General features: G+C 29.6%; 19 protein-coding genes and 1 other annotated feature. Of the genes, 4 read left to right on the top strand and 15 right to left on the bottom strand.

Annotated elements, in window-relative coordinates; all coding sequences use genetic code 11:
- Nucleotides 1–42: 42 nt before the first annotated feature.
- The 5 genes from argS to B3Z56_RS11445 all read right to left on the bottom strand — a co-directional run bounded on the left by argS (nt 43) and on the right by B3Z56_RS11445 (nt 4,906).
- Nucleotides 43–1,737: an arginine--tRNA ligase gene (gene argS, locus B3Z56_RS11465; protein ID WP_346848103.1), complete on the bottom strand. Its 1,695-nt coding sequence runs from the start codon at nt 1,735–1,737 to the stop codon at nt 43–45.
- An 80-nt stretch (nt 1,738–1,817) separates the two neighbouring features.
- Nucleotides 1,818–2,076: a binding site (T-box leader), on the bottom strand.
- A 143-nt stretch (nt 2,077–2,219) separates the two neighbouring features.
- Nucleotides 2,220–3,800 carry an ABC-F family ATP-binding cassette domain-containing protein gene (locus B3Z56_RS11460; RefSeq protein WP_346876246.1) on the bottom strand — a complete coding sequence of 527 codons (1,581 nt, stop codon included), beginning with the start codon at nt 3,798–3,800 and terminating at the stop codon, nt 2,220–2,222.
- A gap of 120 nt (nt 3,801–3,920) precedes the next feature.
- Nucleotides 3,921–4,172 (bottom strand): DUF1653 domain-containing protein, encoded by a 252-nt coding sequence (locus B3Z56_RS11455; protein ID WP_035132998.1) that lies wholly within the window; start codon nt 4,170–4,172, stop codon nt 3,921–3,923.
- 64 nt (nt 4,173–4,236) lie between these two features.
- The gene (locus B3Z56_RS11450) at nt 4,237–4,599 is read right to left on the bottom strand and encodes a YccF domain-containing protein (protein WP_346878803.1); all 363 of its coding nucleotides are present in this window, start codon (nt 4,597–4,599) and stop codon (nt 4,237–4,239) included.
- A gap of 133 nt (nt 4,600–4,732) precedes the next feature.
- Nucleotides 4,733–4,906, bottom strand: coding sequence for a hypothetical protein (locus tag B3Z56_RS11445; RefSeq protein ID WP_346848101.1), 174 nt, complete (start codon nt 4,904–4,906; stop codon nt 4,733–4,735).
- A 337-nt stretch (nt 4,907–5,243) separates the two neighbouring features.
- Between B3Z56_RS11445 and B3Z56_RS11440 the strand changes: the two genes are divergently transcribed.
- Both B3Z56_RS11440 and carB read left to right on the top strand, forming a co-directional pair.
- Nucleotides 5,244–6,293 carry a carbamoyl phosphate synthase small subunit gene (locus B3Z56_RS11440; protein ID WP_346848220.1) on the top strand — a complete coding sequence of 350 codons (1,050 nt, stop codon included), beginning with the start codon at nt 5,244–5,246 and terminating at the stop codon, nt 6,291–6,293.
- A 46-nt stretch (nt 6,294–6,339) separates the two neighbouring features.
- Entirely contained in the window at nt 6,340–9,546 is a 3,207-nt protein-coding gene (carB, locus tag B3Z56_RS11435; RefSeq protein ID WP_346878802.1) for a carbamoyl-phosphate synthase large subunit, read from the top strand.
- Nucleotides 9,547–9,640: 94 nt separating this feature from the next.
- On the opposite strand, the gene B3Z56_RS11430 is transcribed toward carB, so the two are convergent.
- From B3Z56_RS11430 to B3Z56_RS11405, 6 genes are all read right to left on the bottom strand, one after another.
- Nucleotides 9,641–9,832, bottom strand: coding sequence for a hypothetical protein (locus tag B3Z56_RS11430; protein WP_150844223.1), 192 nt, complete (start codon nt 9,830–9,832; stop codon nt 9,641–9,643).
- A 183-nt stretch (nt 9,833–10,015) separates the two neighbouring features.
- Nucleotides 10,016–11,050: a pyruvate kinase gene (locus tag B3Z56_RS11425; protein ID WP_346878801.1), complete on the bottom strand. Its 1,035-nt coding sequence runs from the start codon at nt 11,048–11,050 to the stop codon at nt 10,016–10,018.
- Nucleotides 11,051–11,429: 379 nt separating this feature from the next.
- On the bottom strand, nt 11,430–12,269 hold the full coding sequence (locus B3Z56_RS11420) for a DUF975 family protein (protein ID WP_346848098.1): 840 nt from the start codon (nt 12,267–12,269) through the stop codon (nt 11,430–11,432).
- Between the two features lie 165 nt (nt 12,270–12,434).
- Entirely contained in the window at nt 12,435–13,232 is a 798-nt protein-coding gene (locus B3Z56_RS11415) for an XdhC family protein (protein ID WP_346848097.1), read from the bottom strand.
- A 13-nt stretch (nt 13,233–13,245) separates the two neighbouring features.
- The gene (locus B3Z56_RS11410) at nt 13,246–14,265 is read right to left on the bottom strand and encodes a molybdopterin-binding protein (RefSeq protein WP_346848096.1); all 1,020 of its coding nucleotides are present in this window, start codon (nt 14,263–14,265) and stop codon (nt 13,246–13,248) included.
- A 105-nt stretch (nt 14,266–14,370) separates the two neighbouring features.
- Nucleotides 14,371–15,666, bottom strand: coding sequence for a uracil-xanthine permease family protein (locus tag B3Z56_RS11405; protein ID WP_346848095.1), 1,296 nt, complete (start codon nt 15,664–15,666; stop codon nt 14,371–14,373).
- A gap of 389 nt (nt 15,667–16,055) precedes the next feature.
- Here B3Z56_RS11405 and B3Z56_RS11400 point away from each other — a divergent pair, with 389 nt between their 5' ends.
- Nucleotides 16,056–17,249 (top strand): PLP-dependent aminotransferase family protein, encoded by a 1,194-nt coding sequence (locus B3Z56_RS11400; protein WP_346878800.1) that lies wholly within the window; start codon nt 16,056–16,058, stop codon nt 17,247–17,249.
- Between the two features lie 83 nt (nt 17,250–17,332).
- The gene (locus B3Z56_RS11395; RefSeq protein WP_346848093.1) at nt 17,333–18,529 is read left to right on the top strand and encodes a pyridoxal phosphate-dependent aminotransferase; all 1,197 of its coding nucleotides are present in this window, start codon (nt 17,333–17,335) and stop codon (nt 18,527–18,529) included.
- A 105-nt stretch (nt 18,530–18,634) separates the two neighbouring features.
- Here the strand turns inward: B3Z56_RS11395 and B3Z56_RS11390 are convergent, their stop codons facing one another.
- The 4 genes from B3Z56_RS11390 to B3Z56_RS11375 form a co-directional block, all read right to left on the bottom strand.
- On the bottom strand, nt 18,635–19,498 hold the full coding sequence (locus B3Z56_RS11390) for a GNAT family N-acetyltransferase (protein WP_346848092.1): 864 nt from the start codon (nt 19,496–19,498) through the stop codon (nt 18,635–18,637).
- Between the two features lie 133 nt (nt 19,499–19,631).
- A complete protein-coding gene (locus B3Z56_RS11385) occupies nt 19,632–21,551 on the bottom strand; it encodes a bifunctional 4-hydroxy-3-methylbut-2-enyl diphosphate reductase/30S ribosomal protein S1 (protein WP_150844231.1) in 1,920 nt (639 codons plus the stop codon).
- A 58-nt stretch (nt 21,552–21,609) separates the two neighbouring features.
- The gene (gene cmk / locus B3Z56_RS11380) at nt 21,610–22,272 is read right to left on the bottom strand and encodes a (d)CMP kinase (protein WP_346848091.1); all 663 of its coding nucleotides are present in this window, start codon (nt 22,270–22,272) and stop codon (nt 21,610–21,612) included.
- 95 nt (nt 22,273–22,367) lie between these two features.
- Complete coding sequence (locus B3Z56_RS11375; RefSeq protein ID WP_346878799.1) at nt 22,368–23,585, bottom strand: NAD(P)/FAD-dependent oxidoreductase; 1,218 nt, start codon at nt 23,583–23,585, stop codon at nt 22,368–22,370.
- Nucleotides 23,586–23,735: the final 150 nt, after the last annotated feature.

Genomic DNA, 23,735 nt, shown 5'->3' with positions numbered 1-23,735 from the left:
ATGATAAATTATCCAAGGGATTTTCTTTATATTAATCTTTTATTACATTTCATCTACTGTTTCAAGACCTATAAGATGTAATCCACTTTCTATTACTTGAAGAGTAGCTTTAACTAAAGCTAATCTGGTATTCTTTGTTACTTCGTCCTCTGAATTAGATATATTTATAGAATTATAGAATTTATTAAAAGCTTTAGCTACATCTATAGTAAATCTTGTAACTATACTTGGTTGTAGTTTATCCAAAGCCTGCTTAATAGAATTATTAAACCCAGATAAAGTTTTAACTAGTTCAAACTCTTCCTCTGAAATAAGCTTACCATAATCAACTTCTCCAGTACCTTCTCCTAATTTTCTTAAAATACTCTTTCCTCTAGCATAAGTGTATTGAACATATGGTCCAGTTTCTCCTTCAAAGCTAAGCATTTCATCCCAATCAAAGATTATGTCTCTCTCTCTTGAGTTTTTAAGATAAGCAAAGACAACTGCTCCAATTCCTACCTTCTTAGCTACTTCTTTTTTATTTTCTAATGTAGGATTTTTCTCATTTATTATTTCTTCTGTTTTAACTACAGCTTCGTTTAACAAATCCTCAAGGAATACTACATCGCCTTTTCTTGTAGAAAGCTTCTTATCTGGGAAACGAACTAAGCCAAATGGTACATGTATACAATCATCAGCCCAATCATAGCCCATCTTTTTAACTGTGCTAAATACTTGTTTAAAGTGAAGGGATTGATCCTTTGCAACTACATATATATTCTTATAAAAATCATAGGTTTTCTTTCTATAGAACATAGCTGCTAAATCACGAGTGGCATATATTGTAGCTCCATCTGCCTTCTTTATTATACAAGGTGGAATATTAAGCTCCTCTAACATAACAACCTTAGCACCATTACTTTCCGTTAATAACCCTTTAGATTCTATTTCATCAATGACAGCATCCATTTTATCTTGATAGAAGCTTTCACCAGCAAAAGAATCGAATTTCACATTTAACATATTAAATAATTTATCAAATTCCTTTAAGCTTAAGTCTTTAAATTTAGTCCACAGCTTAACTTCTTCTTCATTACCATCCTCTAGAAGTTTAAAATGCTTTCTTCCTTCATCATCAAGAGCAGGATTTTTTTCTGCTTCATCATGAAATTTTACATAAACCCTTAACATTTCTTTAATCGGTTCTTCCTCTAAAGCTTTCTCATCACCCCAATGATTATATGCATATATAAGTTTACCAAATTGTGTTCCCCAGTCTCCTAAGTGGTTTATCCCTATAGCGTTATATCCCTGAGAATTAAATATTTTATAAAGAGAATTACCAATCATAGTAGTATATAAATGTCCTACGTGAAATGGCTTTGCAATATTAGCTGAACAATATTCAACAATTACATTTTTGCCTACTCCTTCTTTTGTACTTCCATAATTCTCTTTCTCATTTAATACTTTTTCAATAATTTCTTTCATAAAATCATTTTTAGCTACAAAAAAGTTTATATAAGGACCAAAAGCTTCTATTTTTTCAAATCCATCTAAATTACCAAGTAATCCTTTTAGATCTTGAGCTATCATATTTGGTGCTTTCTTCATAGATTTTGCTAACTGAAAACACGGGAATGCAAAGTCCCCCATTTCTGGTTTTGGTGGGTTTTCAACAAGTCTTTCTATTGTTTCCTTTTCCATATCTATATGCTTACATAAATTTTCTGCTATTATATTTTTATACTCCATAATAAATCCTCCTTTTTATTTCTAACTCTTTTATTTATTAAAATTTCAAAATGCATATAAAAAACCGTCTCTTTCCATTGGAAAGAGACGGTTATATACCCGTGGTACCACTCTAATTGACTTTTTTAAAAAGTCCACTCATAATTTTAACGCTTTTCACGACTAACCCTACTAAGTAATCCTTTGGGGCAGCTTCTCCAAGGTTCTCTTCCTAATTTATTATAAATAAATTTCCATACAATTACTTGTTAAGATTCTTTTATTCTTGTGAAGCTCACACCAACCTTCACTCGCTTTAAGAATTAATAAAGAAAGTACTGTCCTTTTCATAGAATTTCCATATTAAATTTTATATTATTTGTATTATAAATAAATAATGGTAAATTGTCAACTAAATAAATTAATATTTATACAAGTTAAATGTTAATTTATTCATTTAATGCCTATCTACTACAAAAGTAATTTTTATATCAACCTAAGCTCTATTTTAATTCTAAATACTCATCATAAGTCATATTCTTATCAATTACACCACCAGGAATAATTTCTATTATTCTATTTGCAACAGTATTAATAAACTGATGGTCATGGGATGTAAATAATATAGTTCCAGCAAAGTTAATTAATCCATTATTAACTGCTGTTATGGATTCAAGATCTAGGTGATTTGTAGGCTCATCTAAGATTAATACGTTAGCTCCACTTAACATCATCTTTGATAGCATACAACGAACTTTTTCCCCTCCAGATAGCACAGATGCTTGCTTTAATGCTTCTTCTCCTGAGAATAACATTCTTCCAAGGAATCCTCTTATAAAACTTTCCGCCTTTTCTTCTGAAAATTGTCTTAACCAATCCACAAGATTTAGATCGCAACTCTCAAAGAACTCAGAGTTATCAGATGGGAAATACGATTGAGATGTAGTTATCCCCCATTTATAGCTTCCACTATCTGGTTCCATTTCACCCATCAATATTTTAAATAAAGTGGTTTTAGCAATACCATCTCCTAAAAATGCTACCTTATCATTCTTATATATCATAAAACTTACATTATCTAAAACTTTAACACCATCAATAGTCTTACATAGATTCTCAACAACTAACAAATCATTACCAGCTTCTCTATCCGCTTTAAATCCTACAAATGGATATCTTCTTGAAGATGGCTTAATATCATCAAGAGTTAATTTATCTAATTGCTTCTTTCTACTAGTTGCTTGCTTAGCTTTTGATGCATTAGAACTAAAACGAGCTATAAAGTTTTGAAGCTCTTTAATTTTTTCTTCTTTCTTTTTATTCTGATCCTTAGACATTTGTAATGCTAATTGACTTGATTCATACCAGAAATCATAGTTACCAACATACATTTGAATTTTTCCAAAGTCTACATCAGCCATATTAGTACATACTTTATTTAGGAAGTGTCTATCGTGGGATACCACAATAACAGTTCCCTCAAAATCCATTAAGAAATTTTCAAGCCAAGCTATAGATTTAATATCTAAGTGGTTGGTAGGCTCGTCAAGTAAAAGAATATCTGGATGACCAAATAAGGCTTGTGCAAGTAAGACTTTAACCTTCTCTGAACCATTTAAATCCTTCATTAACTTGTAATGTAAATCTTCTGTTATCCCAAGTCCTTGAAGTAATGTAGCTGCTTCACTTTCAGCTTCCCAACCATTAAGATCTGCAAACTCACCTTCAAGCTCAGAGGCTCTTATACCATCTTCATCACTAAAATCTTCTTTAGCATAAAGAGCATCCTTTTCATTCATAATTTCAATTAATCTAGGATGACCCATAATTACAGTTCTTAGTACTTCTTCTTCATCATAAGCAAAGTGATCTTGCTTTAAAACTGCTAATCTTTGTCCTGGTGTTATATTAACTTCGCCTGTATTAGGTTCTATATCTCCGGATAATATTTTAAGAAATGTAGACTTCCCTGCACCATTTGCTCCTATTAATCCATAACAATTACCTTCTGTGAACTTAATATTAACATCCTCAAAAAGTTTACGTCCTCCGTATCTTAAACTAACTCCTGTAGTACTAATCATAACGTTACCTCCAATTATCATTAAAAAAGTCTTACCCATTGGGTAAAACCTCTTGAACTTTTCTTTAAAACATACGATTACTATTATAACATAGATTTATATTTTATACTATTCTTTACTTCAAATATTTTTACTTTCTACTATTATCTCTTGAAATCTATACCTTTGTCCTGTTGGATTAACCTTATTTTTAGGTACTTCTTCTATAAACATCTTATATGGTCTTACAAACAATCCACACTCCCCATATAATGCTCTATATAGCACCATCTTTTCTTGCGTTTCTGAATTTATTACAAAATCCTCAAGTAAATATAAATCCCCTTTGAAGTGTCTAAAAATCTTCCCCTTTAATTCTGATATATCTCTCATAACTCCTCCTATATAATTACTTTAATACTACAATAATCATAAATATAACCTATTAAATCAATTCTTATATTACATCTTTTCCAAATGGTGCTAAAGATAATTTTGCCATTTTTAATGATTGAGCAGCAAAAGGTATCCCTATTATAGTTATAGACAGTAAAAATGCACTTATTATATTGGTTATTGCAAGGAGCAAACCTCCAAATATTACCCATAATATATTCAGAAAAAATCCCATACTACTATCATTTGTTGTAATAACTTCTTTTCCGAAAGGTGCAAATTGTAGTTTAGCTAACTTAAAACACTGAATACCAACTGGTATTCCCACAATAGTTATACACCATAAAAGACCTATTAAAAACCATTGCAACCCTGCAACTAATCCTCCAAATACAAACCAAATAATATTTCCTAAACAACTCATAATATACTCCTTAAATACTTCTAATAATTAATATAATATATAATTAATTTATATTTGCAATGGAATTTAATAAAAATTAACAAAAATAAGCTTAGATAAAATTAAATTTACCTAAGCTTATTTATAAATATTTTTATTTATCTAAATTTTCATTTACTTTCTCTAAATAATTTGTTTCACTAACAATTTTATTTTCAAAATTTTCTACGGCCCCTTTAGTATAATTACCAATAGCCTTTGAATTTAATCCTTGGAGATTATTATCATTTTTCAAACCATTATTTTTAAAATTATTGTTTTCACTCATTTGTTATCACCTCCTGAATTTATTGTTAGTAATTTTATTAGATTTATTCAACAAATATTTGCTATATACTTCATTAAAAATTATATTTTATAATAATATATTTATTTTATTATTGACATTTGAAAAAATTTTTTATAAAATCAAAAAGATAAATCTACTTTTAAGTTGGTCCAGAGAGGCCAAGAAGGGAGACAGGAATAATGGCTAGAATTATAATTATTTTAAAGAGAAACCCATAGGATAATAAATAGAGCATCTAATAATTTGCTTTGTTTGTTGTCCTTTTTGTTGTACATTAATTATTTTGATTGGAGGGTTTTTCTTGAAAACAAAAAATATTGAAGCAAAACTTATATTAGAAAACGGAATGGAATTCAAAGGTAAAGCCTTTGGATACATTGATGATACCGTTGGAGAAGTAGTATTTAATACATCTATGACTGGGTATCAGGAAACTCTTACTGATCCATCTTATTATGGTCAAATTGTAACTATGACCTATCCCTTAATTGGAAATTATGGAATTAATTTAGAGGATTTAGAATCTTCTTCTCCAAAAGTTAAGGGGTTTATTGTAAGAGAAAAATCTAATAATCCTTCAAACTTCAGATGTGAGATGGAGTTAGATGGATATCTTATAGAAAACAAGATTTTTGGACTAGAAGGTATTGATACAAGGGCCCTTACGAAAATTCTTAGAGACCATGGATCAATGAAGGGTTATATAACAACTAAAAACTTATCCTTAGAAGATATAAAGGATAAGTTGGAAAAATTCCAAAATGATGATGCTGTGTATAAAGTATCTACTGATGAAATATATGAAATACCAGGCAGTGGACCACATGTTGCCGTTATGGATTTTGGAGTTAAATCAAATATCTTGAAAAGTTTCAAAGAAAGAAATTGTAGACTAACTGTGTTTCCAGCTACCTCAAAGGCTGAAGAAATTCTTTCTACAAACCCAGATTTAATATTTCTATCTAATGGTCCTGGAGACCCTATGAAATTAGATAATATAGTTAAAGAAGTAGTAAAATTAGCAACTTCAAAACCTACTTGCGGAATTTGCCTTGGACATCAACTTTTAGCTTGGGCCTTTGGTGGAGAAACTAGTAAACTAAAGTTTGGTCATAGAGGATCTAATCACCCAGTGAAAGATATTATATCAAGTAAGGTATACATAACTAGTCAAAATCATGGCTACTATGTTTCTAAGTTACCTGTTGATATGGACATCACTCATGTCAGTGTAAATGACGGCACCTTAGAAGGTATGATGCATAAAAAATTGCCAATAGCAAGTGTACAATATCATCCAGAAGCATCACCAGGACCTAAAGAAAATAACGTTATATTTGATAGTTTTTTAAGCTTAATAAAATAAATTACATTAAGAAAGACAGTGAGCTTTCATGTAGGAGGAATAATCAATGAGTAAGAGAAATGACATAAAAAAAGTATTAATAATAGGATCTGGTCCAATAGTAATAGGACAATCTGCTGAGTTCGACTATTCTGGAACTCAAGCTTGTAGAGCACTTATGGAAGAAGGGATAGAAACCATACTAATAAACTCTAACCCTGCAACCATAATGACTGACAAGGAAGTGGCAGATAAAATATATATAGAGCCATTAACTACTGAGTTTATTGAGAAAATTATAGTAAAAGAAAAACCAGACAGCATTTTATCAGGGATGGGTGGACAAACAGGTTTAAACCTAACTATAGAACTCGCTGAAAAAGGTATATTAGATAAATATGGAGTTAAAATCATAGGAACTTCGGTAGAGTCTATAAAAAAGGGTGAAGACAGAGATTTATTTAAGGCATTAATGGAAAGAATCAACGAACCTGTTATTGAGTCAGATATAGTAAATGATGTAGATTCTGGAGTTAACTTTGCTAAAAAGATTGGTTACCCTGTAATTGTAAGACCTGCCTACACCCTTGGTGGTACTGGCGGTGGTATTGCAGATACTGAAGAAGAGCTAATTACCATATTAGAAAATGGTCTTTATCTTAGCCCTGTAAATCAAGTTCTTTTAGAAAAAAGTATTAAAGGATGGAAAGAAGTTGAATATGAAGTTATGCGTGACTCTAAAGGAAATTGCATAACCGTGTGTAATATGGAAAACATAGACCCTGTTGGTGTTCATACAGGAGATTCCATAGTTGTAGCTCCTTCTCAAACCCTTTCTGATAAAGAATATCAAATGCTTAGAACTTCAGCCTTGAGAATCATAGATGAAGTAGGAATTATTGGAGGATGTAATGTCCAGTTTGCTTTAAATCCTAATAGTTTTGAGTATGCTGTAATTGAGATAAACCCTAGAGTTTCTCGTTCTTCTGCCCTTGCATCAAAAGCTACAGGATATCCCATAGCAAAGGTAGCTGCAAAAATTGGCCTTGGATATACCCTAGATGAAATTGTAAACTCCGTTACTGGTAAAACAATGGCCTCCTTTGAGCCAGCTCTTGATTATGTAGTTGTGAAAATACCAAAATGGCCTTTTGATAAATTTAAAAATGCCAATAAATCCTTAGGAACTAAAATGATGGCAACAGGAGAAATCATGGCTATTGGATCAAATTTTGAGGCTGCCTTCCTAAAAGGAATTCGCTCCTTAGAAATAGGAAAATATGTGTTAGATCATAAGCCATCTCAGGAAAAAACTTTGTCTCAGTTAAAGAGTAGCGTAATGGTGCCAGATGATGAAAGAGTCTTTGATCTAGCTGAAATGCTTAGAAGAAAATATCTAGTTGAGAAATTATCAGAGGTTACAGGAATAGATACCTTCTTTATAAATAAAATAAAATGGATAGTAGAACAAGAAGAATTCTTAAAAACTGCTAAGTTAGAAGATTTAAATAAAGAATATTTAAATCTATTAAAGAAAAAGGGTTTTTCAGACAAAGGTATTGCAGACTTAATGGATATTAGCCCTATAGAGTTGTATACTCTTAGAAAGCTGTATAACATTATGCCAACCTATAAGATGGTAGATACTTGCGCTGGAGAGTTTGATGCCATATCACCATACTACTATTCAACCTATGAAGAATTTGACGAAGTAGTTGTATCTGATAAAAGAAAAGTAATGGTTATAGGTTCAGGTCCTATTAGAATCGGACAAGGGATTGAGTTTGATTACTGCTCTGTTCATGCTGTTGGAGCTCTTAAGAAAAAAGGCATCGAAACTATAATTGTAAATAATAACCCAGAAACTGTATCAACAGACTTTGATATATCAGATAAACTTTACTTTGAACCTCTAACTGAAGAAGATGTACTCAACATAATCAACAAGGAAAAACCTGAAGGTGTAATTCTTCAATTTGGTGGTCAAACTGCTATAAAACTATCTAAGTTTCTAAGAGAAAATGGAATCAAGATTTTAGGTACTGATGCTGATGGTATAGATAGGGCCGAAGATAGAGAAAGATTTGATGCTATGCTTGAAGATCTTGATATTAATAGACCTAAAGGAATTGCAGTATGGAACCTTGATGAAGGAATTGTTGGTGCTGAGAACCTTGGATATCCTGTACTTGTTAGACCTTCTTATGTGTTAGGTGGTCAAGGTATGGAAATCACCTATAGAGAAAAGGAGCTTAAAAAGTATTTGGAGAATTCGTTTAAAAGAGATCATAAAAATCCTGTTTTGATTGATAGATACTTAGTTGGTAGAGAGATTGAAGTGGATGCTATCTGTGATGGTAAAAGTATTTTAATTCCAGGAATTATGGAACACCTTGAAAAAGCCGGAGTCCACTCTGGAGATTCTATAAGCATATATCCTTCTCAAAATATATCTGACAAATCTAAGAATACTATCTTTGAATATACAAAGAAGATTGCTTTAGAGCTTAAAGTTCTTGGCATGATAAATATTCAGTTCATTGAGTTTGAAGGAGAAATTTTTATCATAGAGGTTAACCCTAGAGCTTCTCGTACTGTTCCATATATAAGCAAGGTTACTAATGTACCTATAGTTGAATTAGCTACTCGCGCCATGCTTGGAGAATCTCTAGAAGATATGGGATATAAGGAACAAATATGTGCTGAACCTGACTTTGTAACTGTAAAAGTACCTATATTCTCTACTGAAAAGCTTCCAAAGGTTGAAGTAAGTCTTGGACCTGAAATGAGATCCACTGGAGAAGTTCTTGGTGTAGGACATACCTTTGATGAAGCTATGATGAAGGGTTTCTTGGCTGCCAAAAGACCAATTTTAAAGTCTGGAGACAAATTACTTGCAACCATAAATAATAGTGACAAAGATGAATTCTTAATACTAGCTAAAGAAATGAACTTACTTGGCTGTAAGATAGTAGCCACAGAAGGAACTGCAAAAATGCTTCAAATTGAAGGTATAGATGCAAAAATAGTTAATAAAATTGGTGAAGAAAAACCTGATATAGTAGATTCTATCAGAAATAAATCTATAAATATGATAGTTAATACACCAACTAGAGGAAATGACTCTCAGCGCGATGGCTTTAAACTTAGAAGAACAGCTGTAGAATCAGGAGTTTCATTAATGACTTCTCTCGACACCTTAAGAGCCATGGTAACAGTAATGAAACGAGGATTGAAAGTTAAAGATTTAGATATATTTAACTTAGGAAAATAGTTTATATACATTTTCATTAATATATGTTTAAAAGCAATAGACAAAATTAAGTCTATTGCTTTTGCTCTACATTTTAAATAATTATAAGGACTTATTAATTATACATGAATAAATCAATAAATCCACCACAATCAAGTGTTTGATTAGAATCAGTTGTTGTCAATTCTCTAAAAGGACATTCTTCACATTCATTATGAGTACATTGAATTTTTGATAATTCTTCTGTTAATCTAGTAATTTCATTATATATTTCTTGTATCTTTTCCTTCTGTAAATCTTTATTCATAATAATCCCCCCTATATGCTTAGGTTAGTGTAGAGTTTTTACACTATCTATATTTAATTATATCATTGAACCCGATGTAAATATATAGAATTTATTCCTAAAATATAACTAAACTAGACTAAATAGTTAATTAATTCTAAAATGAAGATGGATATAAATTTTATATCCATCTTCATTTTTTTCTTAACTAAGATAACTATATTTATCTATAAATTCTTTAGTAAATCTTATAACATGGAGAGGATTTTTACCTATCCCAACTTCTCCAGCTAGCATAATTCCATCAACCTTATTTTTTATAAAATTATATAAATCATCTAATTCAGGAATTTTAGGTTTTCGGGCACTTCTCATAGAATCTAACACATAGGTTGCGATTATAAGCTCCTTTTTTTCAGATTTCATCTTTCCTATTATTTCATCCTGTACAAAAGGAATTTCCATTATGTCCAATTCCGAGAATAAATCTCCCCTACCTAGCATAATTCCATCAACAGATTTTAAAATAGAATCAAAATTAAGAATTCCTTCTTTACACTCTATTTTTGCCCAAATTTTAGGCATAATAATTTGAGGATTATATTTCTTTACTTTTTTTATATATTCCTTTAATTCTAGAATATCAGATTCTCTCGTAACATAGGAAAGACATATTATATCCACACCACTTAATAGGCCAAATTCAATATCCTTCTTATCCTTTATGGTTAACGTCATACCCAACCTATCCATTCCCGGAGCATTTAACCCCTTCTCACCTCTAACCATGCCACCTAAAACGACTTCTGCCTTTATTACCTCTTTATCCTTAAGCTTTCCTACAACATTAAATTCCATTGTTCCATCCTTCATAAGAATTTTTTTGCATTTAGAAAGCCATGTAAATTGTCCTTGAAAAGAAATTGGAATTAATGTATTCTTTCCACTATGTCTAAGATTTTCTTTAAAAAATTCTTCACTACAAAAATATACGGTTTCTCCAAAGTTAACCCTTAATTGGCCATTAAACAAATTAGATACTCTAATTTTATTGCCTTGTAAATCTTGAATAATAGAAATATCAGGATAATTCTCCTTCATATACTTAATTTGTTTTTTAGCTGTATCATTTTCTATATGAGAAAAATTCAATCTCATTGAATTCATTCCTGCATTTACAAACTTATCTAAATCATTTAAGGTCTTAACATTAGGACCTATTGAACATACTATCTTCATTTCATCACCTAATCATTTATTTATATTTATATTTATATTTATATTTATCCAATACATAGCTAATTAATATATTTTATCTTTAATGTAATCTATTATAAATCTATCATCTTTATTCATAACAAACAATAGCATTTATATACAATCTTAAATCTTGAAGTAATATTTTTTTAATTTAGGCTTTAGTTTATTAATTTCCAATTAGACTTAATAATAAAAATCCAAAGAATTCCTTTGGATTTAAGTTGATATACATCTTCTTTAATTATGATATAAACATTTATATATAAACCTAGTTAAAATTTAATTTACGCTAAATACTAAGTTATTATATAAGTAATCTCATTCATAGACAACTTATATAGATATATAACACATATTGTTAATTTAATGGATTAATTTCATTATATATAGGTTTATTATTGTATCCAGATATTTCATTAAAGAAATTCAAAAATGTTGTATTCATATATGGGGTTAACCATAGAAAGCTAATTCCTATAATTAACGGTAATATAGTAATGAGTATTTCATTAAATGAAAAAACTGCAATTATAGCTACAACTACACCTGGTACAATACATAAAATCACCCAACCTAAAAAGCTAAGGTATAGTACAAATAAACTCCATACATTCCCTTTCATTAATTTAAAACTTTCTTTTATACACTGAATTACACCCTTACTATTATCTTCACATACTAAAATCACTGCTGGGAACAAATATAAACCCAAAATAATTATTGGTATACATAAAACTAACGTAACCAGAACAATCATTGTTGTCATGCCTTCAAAAGATGGAATAGAATTACCTGATAAAGAACCCATAAATATCTGGTTACTATAATGAATTGCTATAAACCCTACAACTATACCAATAATAATTATTATTGGTATGTACATTAATACTATTAAAAGCTGTATACCCATACCTTTTCCCCAAGTCTTACCTGAGATAAGTATATCAGAAAATTTAACTTTCTTATCCCTAGAAATTTTAAGATAAAATGAATTACTCATAATTGCTATACTTAAGCTTACTATTATGCTTATAACTGTTATCAGAAGTGATGGTCCTATAGTATCTTTAAAAGTCTCAGAACCAAGACTTATACTTCCTTGAATTACAAAGATTATTAGTGTTATTAAGACCGGTATCTTCCACTGCCCCCTTAATTGATCTTTAGATTTACTTTTTAAAGCTTTTCGATTTACCATTCTTTTCCCCCTTAGAACTCCCTTTTATTTATATATTAATAAAATACAATATTATCTATCATACTTTACTTTTTAGAAAGAAAATTAACCCTTATATAATTAAAATATTATGAATATATTGATTATATTACAATAATTCAAGATAAATTTTTATCTCTCTATATATTATTGTAATTTTTTATGGGCTAGTTTTCCATTATTTACAACTAATGAAATTTCTGCCATTATAGATAATGCTATATCTTCTGGTCTTTCACCACCTAAATCTATACCAATAGGTGCATATACTTTATTCAACAAATCTTTGTTAAATCCTTCATCTAATAATTTATATATAGTTTTTTTTATCTTAACTTTACTTCCTATCATACCAATATAATTTGCTTCAGTATCTATAATAGTTTTTAAAGCTTCATAGTCATGGAAATGTCCCCTAGTTATAATTACTATACTGCATTGATTATTTATAGGATATTTTTTTAAATTTTCTTTAATATCTCCTAGTAAAAGCTCATCAGCTAATTTAAATCTTTCCCAATTACAATATTCTTCCCTATCCTCAAAAACTACAATATCATATCCTAATACATTAGCTATAAAATGTAGTGGCAATGCAATATGTCCCCCACCAACTATAAGAAGTTTACGCTTAGGCATTAATACTTTTATATATACTTCAATGTTTCCTCCACAAACCATATTAAGCTCTTTATTAGCTTCATTCAAACTATATTCATATCTACCACTCCTTTGTGTTTCTATAGCCTCTATACTAGATTTTATAATTTCATCTTCAACTGCACCTCCACCTATAGTACCAATTACAGTACCATCTCTTAGAACTCCCATTATGGTACCTTCTCCCCTAGGTGAAGATCCACAAGCCTTAGTAATTATAGAAAGAGCTACAAAATTCCCATTCTTCACTTGCTCATTCACTTCTTCAAGTAAAGTAATACTCATATAAAATACCTCCCTATTTCCCAAATGGACAAATTGGATAATGACATATATTACATTTTAAGCAAAGCCCTCCGTGAGATAACTCATTTATTTCTCTTTTACTAATTTTATCCTTTGCCATTATCCTAGGAAGTAAAACATCAAATACAGTTATTTTAGAGAACATTCCACAAGCTGGAATCCCCACATAAGTTATATCATCACTATATGCTAACATAAACATAGCTCCTGGTATTACTGGAGATCCATAGGTAATTATCTCTGAAGCTACTTTTTCAATAGCTACAGGTGTTAAATCATCTGCATCTACTGACATTCCCCCACTGCATATTATTAAACTGCATCCTCTAGACTTAAATATCTCTATAGCATTAGTTGTTTTTTCTAAGTCATCTGGAACAAATATGACATCTTCAACAATAGCTTTGTAATTACTAACCTTTTCCTTAAGTATTGGAGCAAATTTATCAGTAATGATGCCTTCATAAATTTCCGTACCAGTAATAACGATTCCTACCTTCTGAACTTTAAAAGGTATTATGTCTATAATCCCTGATACATTTCTTAATATATCCTTAACTTGATTGATATATCTTTTTTCTACAACTAACGGTGTTACTTTTGTAGCAGAAACAATTGTATCCTTTTCTACAACAGTATTATTGTGTAATGTACTTACTACAATGTCTTTAATATAATTAATTTCATATAACAAACTAGTGTTAATTTTCAAAAGCCCATCCCGAGCAGCTAAAATATTTACTTTTCCCTCACTAGGTGATTTAATGTAGGTATTTTCTCCTCCAATTGCTTGTCCTAACTCTAAAGCTGCTTGGTCTTCATGAAGCATTTCTGAATTCATTTCAATAATATAAACGTGATTTTTCCCTATAAACTTCAACTCTTCTATATCTTTTACTTCTATTATATGTCCTTTTTTAAAAGCAGCACCCTTGAATTCCCCCGGTACGATCTTAGTTAAATCGTGGGCCACCACCATCCCAATAGCATCTTCAACTTTAACTTTTTTCATTGTCACACCCCCATGTTATATTTTATTATATTATATCATCAGATGTAAAAAAATACCACCTAATACATAATCTTTGTATTAAGTGGTATTTCAATGAATGCATAGTTAAGCTACATATTCATTTCTATTTTCTTCTTTTTCACTTTTAAAATTTAAAATCATATTTAATATAACCCCTACAAGAGCTGCTAAGCTTACGCCTGTTATTTTAACAGATGCACCAACTGGAATTCCAATTGATATACCAGTGTATTTTTCTAAATTAGTAGTACCAAGACCAATTATTATTATAGTAGCTATTACTACAATGTTTTTCCAATCAAAAGTTACATCTCCATTTTTAATAGTTTTAAATCCTATTAATGAAATCATTCCAAATAACATGATACTAATACCACCCATAACAGCACTAGGTATAGATAATAGTAATCCTCCTAATTTAGCTACAAAACCTAGGACTATAGCAAATATTGCTGTAATTCTTATTATTGATGGATCATAGTTCTTTGTTAATGCTAAAACTCCAGTATTCTCTCCATAAGTTGTATTGGCTGGCCCTCCAATAAATGCAGAAAACATAGTTGCAAGTCCATCTCCTAATAAAGTTCTATTAAGACCGGGATCTTCAATGAAGTTTTTACCAACTACTTGCCCATTTGTAGTAATATCACCAACATGCTCCATTAGTACTGCTAACACCACTGGTGCAATTACGAGTATAGATGCCATATCAAATTTAGGCAGTGTGAAGCTAGGTACCGCTATATATGCTGATTTAGATATTATGCTAGTATCTACTATATTAAAAATTAATGAAAGTATATACCCTGATGATACTGCAATAAGTATAGCTAACTGTTTTGAAAAACCTTTCCCAAATAAGTTAATGGATAATGCTATAGCTAAAGTTATCCCTGCTATAATAAAATTTTCACTAGCCATTCCTATAGCTGTAGGTACAAGGTTTAATCCTATAGTTATTATCATAGGTCCTACCACTTGGGCTGGAAGGAGTCTTTTTATAGTGGTTACACCAATTTTCTTAACAAGAAATGAAATTATTACATAAATAAAACCTGCAACTAACAATCCGCCTTGTGCATATGCTAAATCTCCGCCATTTAATTCTCCCGCAGCTATTATTACCGGTATAAATGCGAAGGAAGAACCAAGGAATACTGGAACTTTTCCTTTCGTACAAAGGTGAAATATCAAAGTACCACATCCTGCGGCAACAAGAGCAACTGAAGGGTCAAGTCCTGTAAGTACAGGTACTAGAACCGTTGCACCAAACATAGCAATTAAATGCTGCATAGCAAGTACCATTCTTTTAGTCTCTTCCTTAATAGATCTCTTTGCCAATGTTTCTTCTGCTTCTTTTTTTAATGTTATTTCTGACATATAAAGCCTCCTTAATATTTTTAATATTAGGAGAAATTTCTTTCTCCCCTTTCAGTATCTCAGTACTGATTAAAAGGTATATAAATAAAAAAACTTCTTACTTTCGCAAGAAGTTATATACATAAATATAGTGTGTCCTGTAATTATATCTACCTTCTTGCCAGCCTCTCTGGACTGATTTAAAGAAATATTTAATTATTTAATTTATTCTTTAAGTCATTATACTACTTCTTCACTCAAATAACAAGTATTTTTAAGATTTATTTTATTACTCTTTCCACTATATTAAAATATCTTGAAAAAACATGCAAATAAGTTATAATAAAATCATGGTACATAAGATGAATAGTATAATTAATTTTAAAACATAATTATGGGGGGGTGTATATATGAATATACGTTATGCGAATAGGACTTCAAATTTAAAAGCGTCTGAAATAAGAGAACTTTTGAAATTGACTGAAAAGCCAGAAATCATTTCTTTTGCAGGTGGATTACCAGCACCTGAATTATTTCCTTTAGATAAACTAAACGAAGTAGCATCAAAGGTTATAAAAGAAAAAGGCCAAATAGCTCTACAATATGCTTCTACTGATGGTTACATGCCTTTGAGAGAAATAATTGTAAAAGAAAGAATAGCGCCTACAGGAGTAAAATGCGATACTTCAAATGTTATGCTAACTAATGGTTCTCAGCAAGGTTTAGAGTTTTCTGCAAAGCTTTTCATAAATGAAGGAGACACTATTGCATGTGAAAGTCCAAGCTATCTTGGCGCTTTAAATGCATTTATGGCTTATGGTCCTAAATTCTTAGAAATACCAATGGATGAAAATGGTATGATTGTAGAGGAATTAGAAAAAGCATTAGAAAACGAAAACCACAATATAAAAATGATTTATACTATTCCAGATTTTCAAAATCCAAGTGGAATTACAATGAATATCGAAAGAAGAAAACGCTTATCTGAACTAGCTGCTAAGTATGAAATACCTTTAATTGAAGATAGTCCCTATGGAGATTTAAGATTTGAGGGAGAAAGTCTTCCTTCAATTAAATCCTTTGATAAAGCTGGTTATGTAATTAATCTAGGTACTTTCTCTAAAACTTTCTGTCCTGGACTAAGACTTGGATGGATATTAGCAGAAGAAGAAATAATTAAAAAGTATATTTTAATTAAGCAAGGCGCAGACTTACAATGTAATACTTTTGCTCAAGTTATCGCAGGAGAATACATGAAAATTTACAGTTTAGATGATCATATAAAGAGCATAATTGAAGTTTATAGAGTTAGACGTGACTTAATGATAGATAGCATGAAAAAATATTTCCCTGAAGACGTTAAATACACTTATCCTTCAGGAGGGTTGTTTACTTGGGTTGAATTAAGAAAAGATTTAGATTCTGCTTCTATTATGGAAGATGCTCTAAAAGAGAATGTAGCCTATGTACCTGGTGCTTCTTTCTTCCCTAATGGTGGAAAGAAAAATTTCTTTAGATTAAATTACTCTAATATGCCAGAAGATAAAATCGTAGAAGGAATAAAAAGATTAGGTAAAGTTCTTCATAAATATTATACAAAATAGAAACAATATGTAATGTATACTAGTACAATAATGAAAATAAATAAACTTAAATATTTATTCATATTATTTTAGGAGGAGTTAAAATGGAATTTTCAAAAAGAATACTGGCTATGGGATATTCACCGATTAGAAAACTAGCACCATATGGAGCTGAAGCTGCACGTAAAGGAGTAAAAATATATCATTTAAATATTGGTCAACCTGATATTGAAACTCCAAAGGAATTCATGGAAGGAATTAATAACTATAAAGATGATGTACTTAAATATGCTCAATCTCAAGGAATAGATGAAGCAATTAATAGTTTTATTAAATACTATAAAGAATGGGATATAGATTTTGAATCTAATGAAATTCTTATTACTAATGGAGGTTCTGAAGCTATTTCTTTAGCATTAACAGCAATTTGTGATGTAGACGATGAAGTAATTATACCAGAGCCTTTCTATACCAATTATGCAGGATTTGCACAAGGTGCTGGCGTAAAAGTGGTACCTTTTATAACTAAAGCAGAAGAAGGATTCCATCTACCAGCAAAGGATGTTATAATATCTAAAATAACTCCTAAAACTAGAGCAATCATGGTTTCTAACCCTGGAAATCCAACTGGAGTTGTTTACACTGAAAATGAAATAAGAATGCTTGCTGATATATGTAAAGAGAATAACCTATTCCTTATTGCAGATGAAGTATATAGAGAATTTGTTTATGATGGATTAAAATACACTTCTGCTCTTTATATGGAAGATATTAAAGATAGAGTAATTTTAATAGATAGTATATCTAAGCGCTATAGTGCATGTGGTGCAAGAATTGGTTTAGTAGCTTCTAAGAATAAAGAACTTATAAGTCAAATTATGAAAATGTGTCAAGTTAGACTATGTGTTCCAACTATAGAACAACTAGCAGCAGCAAATTTAATCAATACTCCTAAAGAATACTTTATTAACGTTAAAAAAGAATATGAATCAAGAAGAAACATTCTGTTTGAAAAGCTTTCAAAAATGCCAGGTGTTATATGCAAAAAACCTACTGGAGCATTTTATATTGTAGCAAAGCTTCCAATAAAAAGTGGTGAGGATTTTGCAAAATGGTTACTTACAGACTATAACTATAATAATAAAACTGTTATGGTTGCACCTGCAGAAGGTTTCTATGCAACAGAGGGTCTTGGTATGGATGAAATAAGATTATCTTACTGTTTAAATACTGAAGCTCTAGCTGATGCAATGGACATATTAGAAAGAGCTTTAGCTGAATATGTAAAAATTGAAAAATAGTAATCAAAAAAAGAAATTAAGTTTCATGACTTAATTTCTTTTTTATTATATTTGTTCTTAATAATTATAAAGTATAGTTCTATATTTACTATATTAATTATTATATTAAAATGAATCTATATTATCTTTCTTATACTCATGGTAAGTATCAATTGTTTTAAACCTTTCACCTATATATAAATTTACAGCTTCTATATTTTTTTTATCACATTTAAGATATATTTTACTATTTCCAAGATCATGAGCTATATTTACTATATATTTTAGTAGCTTCTTTCCATAACCTTTGCCTCTATATTCCGGTAAAATTCCAAAGTTAGCTATATAAATTTTTGAATCTTTTTTTATTAATTGTCCATACCCTACATGAACTCCTTTATGTTTAATAAAAATACATCCTTCTGGAATATAATAATTTTGATATTTTTCATATATAATATCCTCTTTATTTATAGACTGTCTATTAGCTGAATCAAAAACTTTATTCTGAATTAAACACCTATATTTTTCATCTTTACCTTCTTTAAAGGTTTCAAAAGAAATATTTTCATCATTATTCTGTTCTTCATAGGAATTTATATCTCTTTCCATTTCAATAATAGCTCTTTCTACACTAAATCCTAGTTTAATCAATAAAGTTGTATTCAAGTTATTATTTTCACTGATTATAATTGAATTACAACTATTGAAAAACTTAAAAACTTCTTTATAATACTCAAAAGTACTATATTCTGGAATAAACTTTATACAGTGTATTTTATATACTTGATATTGAAGTTTACTATACCATAAAAACCCTATATATTTTTGTTGAGATTTTATATACTTGATGTTTTTTCCCAAAAGGAGTTTTTTAAATATATTCTTATTTGTACAAATCTCTATGAGTTCTTCTTTATACTCATTAGTAATATCAAACTCATTTATAAAATTTAAATTTGAATTATTTAATGTTTCTAATTTATACATAAATCCATCTACCTCATACTTTTGAATCTATATATATATTATAATCCAAATTTAAATAATATAACCATTTTTAGTATATTTATTTTAATTTAAAATAGAAGATACACCAGTATAGTGTATCTTCTAAAAATTTTTATGCCTCTAAATCTTTAATGCTAAGTCCAATTTTCTTTCCTTCAGCATCTACTTGAGTTATAACAGCTTTTACGATCTCTCCAATTTTTAAAACATCTTCAATTTTTTCAACTCTCTCATTAGAAATTTGAGATATGTGGACTAATCCATCTATACCTTCTTCTAATTCAACAAATGCTCCAAATGGTGCAAATCTTACTACTTTTCCAGCAACAACATTTCCTGTTGGATATTTTTCATTAATATTATTCCATGGATTTTCACTTAACATTTTAACACTTAAAGCTAATTTGTTATTTTCTCTATCAACTTCTAAAACACCAACTTTAATAATCTGACCAACTTTAAATAATTTTGATGGGTTATTAACTTTATTCCAAGACATTTCTGAACTGTGTAATAAACCATCTATACCATTAATTTCTACAAAAGCTCCAAAAGCAGTTAATCTTTTAACTTCACCTTCAACTACCATTCCCTTTTCTAAAGAAGCCCATGTAGTAGCCTTTTTAACTTCATTCTCCTTCTCTAAAAGTTCTCTTCTTGAACCAACTATTTTAACTCTATTTCTTTCTCTAGAATACTCTATAAGTTTTATATCAAAATTTTGTCCTATATACTTAGACAAATCACTAACTCTACTTAATTCTATATGAGATGCTGGTATAAATACTCTTTCTCCTTCAAATAAAGCTACAAGTCCACCTTTTACTTCTTGTTTAACTTGAACATTTATTATCTCTCCATTATCAAAAGCAGCCTTTAACACTTGTTGTTGTTCAGCTCTTAAAACCTCAGTTCTTGATAATACAACTAATCCATCAGAATTTTTTCTGTTTATTACTTTTGCTTTAATAACATCTCCTACTTTAATTTGTTGATTTAAAGGAGTTTCATTGTCTCTAGAGTATTCCTCTGCTGTTACTATAGCCTCAGTTTTTGTACCTATAGTTAAATATGCTTCTTTTTCATTTACTTTAAATACTTCACCTTCTAAAATACTTCCTACAGATATGTTGCTAGTATCCTTAAAATATTTATCATAAAGGTCCATATCCTCTTGACTTATATCGTTTTGTTTTTTCATTTTACTAATAGCCTCCTCAATTACGTACTCTGGAGTTGACGCCCCAGCAGTAATTCCAATTTTATTTATATTTTCATTCCCTATCATATTTAAAAGTGAAGAATCTACTTTTTCTACATGATAAGTATTTTCACAATTTTTTTTGCAAATTTCATAAAGCTTTGTAGTATTTGAACTATTATATCCGCCTAAAACTATCATTAAATCAACCTCTTTAGAAAGTTTATTCGCTGATTCCTGTCTTTCTTCTGTGGCATTACATATAGTGTTAAAAGCTACTATTTCTTTAGCTAATGATATTATCCTGTTCAAAACCTTTTCCCAATTACTTTGCTTTTCTGTAGTTTGGGAAACTACACATACCTTGCTCTTAATTGCATCTATGTTTTCTCCATCCTTAGATATAATAGCTGTATCATTACACCACCCATTAATCCCTATGACCTCTGGATGCTTATCATCACCAACAATAATTATATTATATCCTTTGTTATAATACTCCTCAACTTTTTGTTGTATATTTCTCACATATGGACAAGTCCCATTTTCTATTATAACATTATTCTTTCTTAAATGGTCAAATACATTTTTGCCAACACCATGAGATCTTATTACTACAACATCATTTTTTTTAAGATTATATGCTTCTTCTAGAGTTATAGAATGAATACCTTTTTCCTCTAAGCTTTTCACAACATCATTATTATGGATTAATGGCCCTAATGTGTATATATCCTTATTATATTTTTCTCTCAATCTTATAGTCTCTTCAACTGCTCTTTTTACTCCAAAACAAAAACCTGCTTTATTTGCAAGAGTTACTTCAGACATATTATCCTCACCTCTAATACCATTTACTATAAAACAAATTATTTTATATTACACATGACTATTTATCTACATTTATATATGATATGTACTTAGATATGGCATCTACTACTTCATTTATACCCATAGTAGAAGTATCAATCTCTATTGCATCTTCAGCTTTTCTTAAAGGATCTACTTCTCTATTTGAATCAATGTAATCTCTTTTTTTTATATCTTCTAATATATTATTATAATCTACTTTTACATTCTTGGCTATAAGCTCATCATACCTACGTTTAGCTCTTTCTTCTGCCCTAGCTGTCAAGAATATTTTTAAGGATGCATTTTTAAGTACTACTGTGCCTATATCCCTACCATCCATGATTACATTGTAATTTTTAGCTATTTCTTGCTGCATTTCAACTAGCTTTTGTCTAACCTCTAGTATAGATGCATATCTCGACACATTATTAGTAACTTCAATACTCCTTAACTCATCAGTCACATCTATATCATTAACAAATAGGTTATCATTATCAAAATACATCTTCAAAGTATCTATAAGTTCACATAAATCACCTACTTGATTAGGTTCAACACCCTTTCTCATTGCAAATAAAGTAACTGCTCTGTACATAGATCCAGTATTTATGTACATTAAGTTATATTTTTCTCCTATTAATTTAGCTATAGTACTTTTTCCTGCTCCAGCAGGACCATCAATAGCTATTGATATTTTCATAGTTTCACTCCTCAGTTATATAGTTACTATCAATCTATAATTTAAATAGATGTTTTTAAACTATAAATTTCTCAATAATAACTTTACTTGTATATTTATATCTTACTTCCTGCTATAAAACCTGTAGAAATAGCAATCTGTACATTATAGCCTCCCGTATAAGCATCTACATCTATTACTTCTCCAGCAAAACTTAGGTTAGAAACCACCTTGGATTTCATTGTAGACGGATCAATTTCTTTTGTATCAATGCCTCCAGATGTAACTATTGCTTCTTCTATAGACCTTAATCCTCTTACATCCATTGTAAGATTTGAAATAAGATTTAGAAAAAACTTACGTTGTTCTTTTGTAATACTATTTACCTTTTGATTTTCTGGTATTTTACTTAAATTAATCATAATAGGAATTAATTTTTGTGGAAATAAATCATTTAATGCATTCTTAAAGTCCTTATTATTATACTTAAAAAAATCCTTTTGTATTCTTAAATCTAACTCTTTTTCGCTAAGTGCAGGCTTAAGATTTAATACAATCTTATACTTTTCACCTGGTTTTATTAAACTGCTTGCACTAAGACATAATGGACCAGAAATTCCAAAGTGAGTAAATAACATTTCACCTTGATCTTTAAAAATAATTTTATTGTTCTTATCTAATAATGTAAGTTGTACATTTCTTAGTGATAAACCTTGAAGGTCTTTTACCCAAGCTTCATTAATTTCAATTGGTACTAAGGACGGTTTTATAGACACTACATTATGACCCAAACTTTTGCAAAATCTAAACCCATCACCATTAGATCCAGTTTGAGGATATGAAGCCCCGCCAGTAGCTAAGATTACATTATCACATTCTATATAATCATCATTATCAAGGATTACTGAAGTAATCTTATTATTTTCAACTTTTAATTCTTTTACAGCAATTCCAAGTTTAATTTCAATATTTTTCTCCATTAAAGTTTTTTCAAAGGCTTTTATAATATCTGAAGATTTATCTGAATTAGGAAAAACTCTATCCCCTCTCTCTACTTTAAGTTCAACTCCTCTTTCATTAAAAAACTTAATAGTATCCTCATTGGTAAATGTATAAAGAGCACTATATAGAAAATGAGGATTAGTTGGAATATAATCAAAAAACTCACTAATATCCTTATTATTAGTTACATTACATCTACCTTTCCCAGTAATAAACAGTTTTTTGCCAAGTTTATTATTCTTTTCTATTAATATAACCTTATTGTTTTTACTTGCTGCTATTGCAGCCATCATTCCAGCTGGACCTCCACCTACAACTACTACTTGTGCCAAAAAATCACCATCTCTTCTGTTTTATTTTAAATATATTCCTATATTATAATTTAATATAAAATTCCTAATTATTCAATGAATTTATTTTGTTAACTAAAATTTTATTCTACGTTTATTAGTAGAGTTTAATTATAATAAATTACATTTAAA

The organism is Clostridium sp. UBA7791, from assembly GCF_002480755.1.
Taxonomy (GTDB): domain Bacteria; phylum Bacillota; class Clostridia; order Clostridiales; family Clostridiaceae; genus Clostridium_J; species Clostridium_J sulfidigenes.
Note: the sequence above shows the minus strand (reverse complement) of the source record. Positions and strands in the feature narration are given on the sequence as shown.

Excerpts from the sequence above, each read along its gene's own strand:
- B3Z56_RS11395 (WP_346848093.1), top strand. The coding sequence starts at position 17,333 with ATGGAATTTTCAAAAAGAATACTGGCTATGGGATATTCACCGATTAGA.
- B3Z56_RS11430 (WP_150844223.1), bottom strand. The coding sequence starts at position 9,832 with ATGAATAAAGATTTACAGAAGGAAAAGATACAAGAAATATATAATGAA.
- B3Z56_RS11460 (WP_346876246.1), bottom strand. The coding sequence starts at position 3,800 with ATGATTAGTACTACAGGAGTTAGTTTAAGATACGGAGGACGTAAACTT.
- B3Z56_RS11410 (WP_346848096.1), bottom strand. The coding sequence starts at position 14,265 with ATGAAAAAAGTTAAAGTTGAAGATGCTATTGGGATGGTGGTGGCCCAC.
- cmk (WP_346848091.1), bottom strand. The coding sequence starts at position 22,272 with ATGAAAATATCAATAGCTATTGATGGTCCTGCTGGAGCAGGAAAAAGT.
- B3Z56_RS11415 (WP_346848097.1), bottom strand. The coding sequence starts at position 13,232 with ATGAGTATTACTTTACTTGAAGAAGTGAATGAGCAAGTGAAGAATGGG.
- argS (WP_346848103.1), bottom strand. The coding sequence starts at position 1,737 with ATGGAGTATAAAAATATAATAGCAGAAAATTTATGTAAGCATATAGAT.
- B3Z56_RS11390 (WP_346848092.1), bottom strand. The coding sequence starts at position 19,498 with ATGTATAAATTAGAAACATTAAATAATTCAAATTTAAATTTTATAAAT.
- B3Z56_RS11385 (WP_150844231.1), bottom strand. The coding sequence starts at position 21,551 with ATGTCTGAAGTAACTCTTGCAAATAAAGCAGGTTTTTGTTTTGGAGTA.
- B3Z56_RS11455 (WP_035132998.1), bottom strand. The coding sequence starts at position 4,172 with ATGAGAGATATATCAGAATTAAAGGGGAAGATTTTTAGACACTTCAAA.
- B3Z56_RS11420 (WP_346848098.1), bottom strand. The coding sequence starts at position 12,269 with ATGGTAAATCGAAAAGCTTTAAAAAGTAAATCTAAAGATCAATTAAGG.
- B3Z56_RS11450 (WP_346878803.1), bottom strand. The coding sequence starts at position 4,599 with ATGAGTTGTTTAGGAAATATTATTTGGTTTGTATTTGGAGGATTAGTT.
- B3Z56_RS11425 (WP_346878801.1), bottom strand. The coding sequence starts at position 11,050 with ATGAAGATAGTATGTTCAATAGGTCCTAATGTTAAGACCTTAAATGAT.
- B3Z56_RS11445 (WP_346848101.1), bottom strand. The coding sequence starts at position 4,906 with ATGAGTGAAAACAATAATTTTAAAAATAATGGTTTGAAAAATGATAAT.
- B3Z56_RS11405 (WP_346848095.1), bottom strand. The coding sequence starts at position 15,666 with ATGTCAGAAATAACATTAAAAAAAGAAGCAGAAGAAACATTGGCAAAG.
- B3Z56_RS11400 (WP_346878800.1), top strand. The coding sequence starts at position 16,056 with ATGAATATACGTTATGCGAATAGGACTTCAAATTTAAAAGCGTCTGAA.
- carB (WP_346878802.1), top strand. The coding sequence starts at position 6,340 with ATGAGTAAGAGAAATGACATAAAAAAAGTATTAATAATAGGATCTGGT.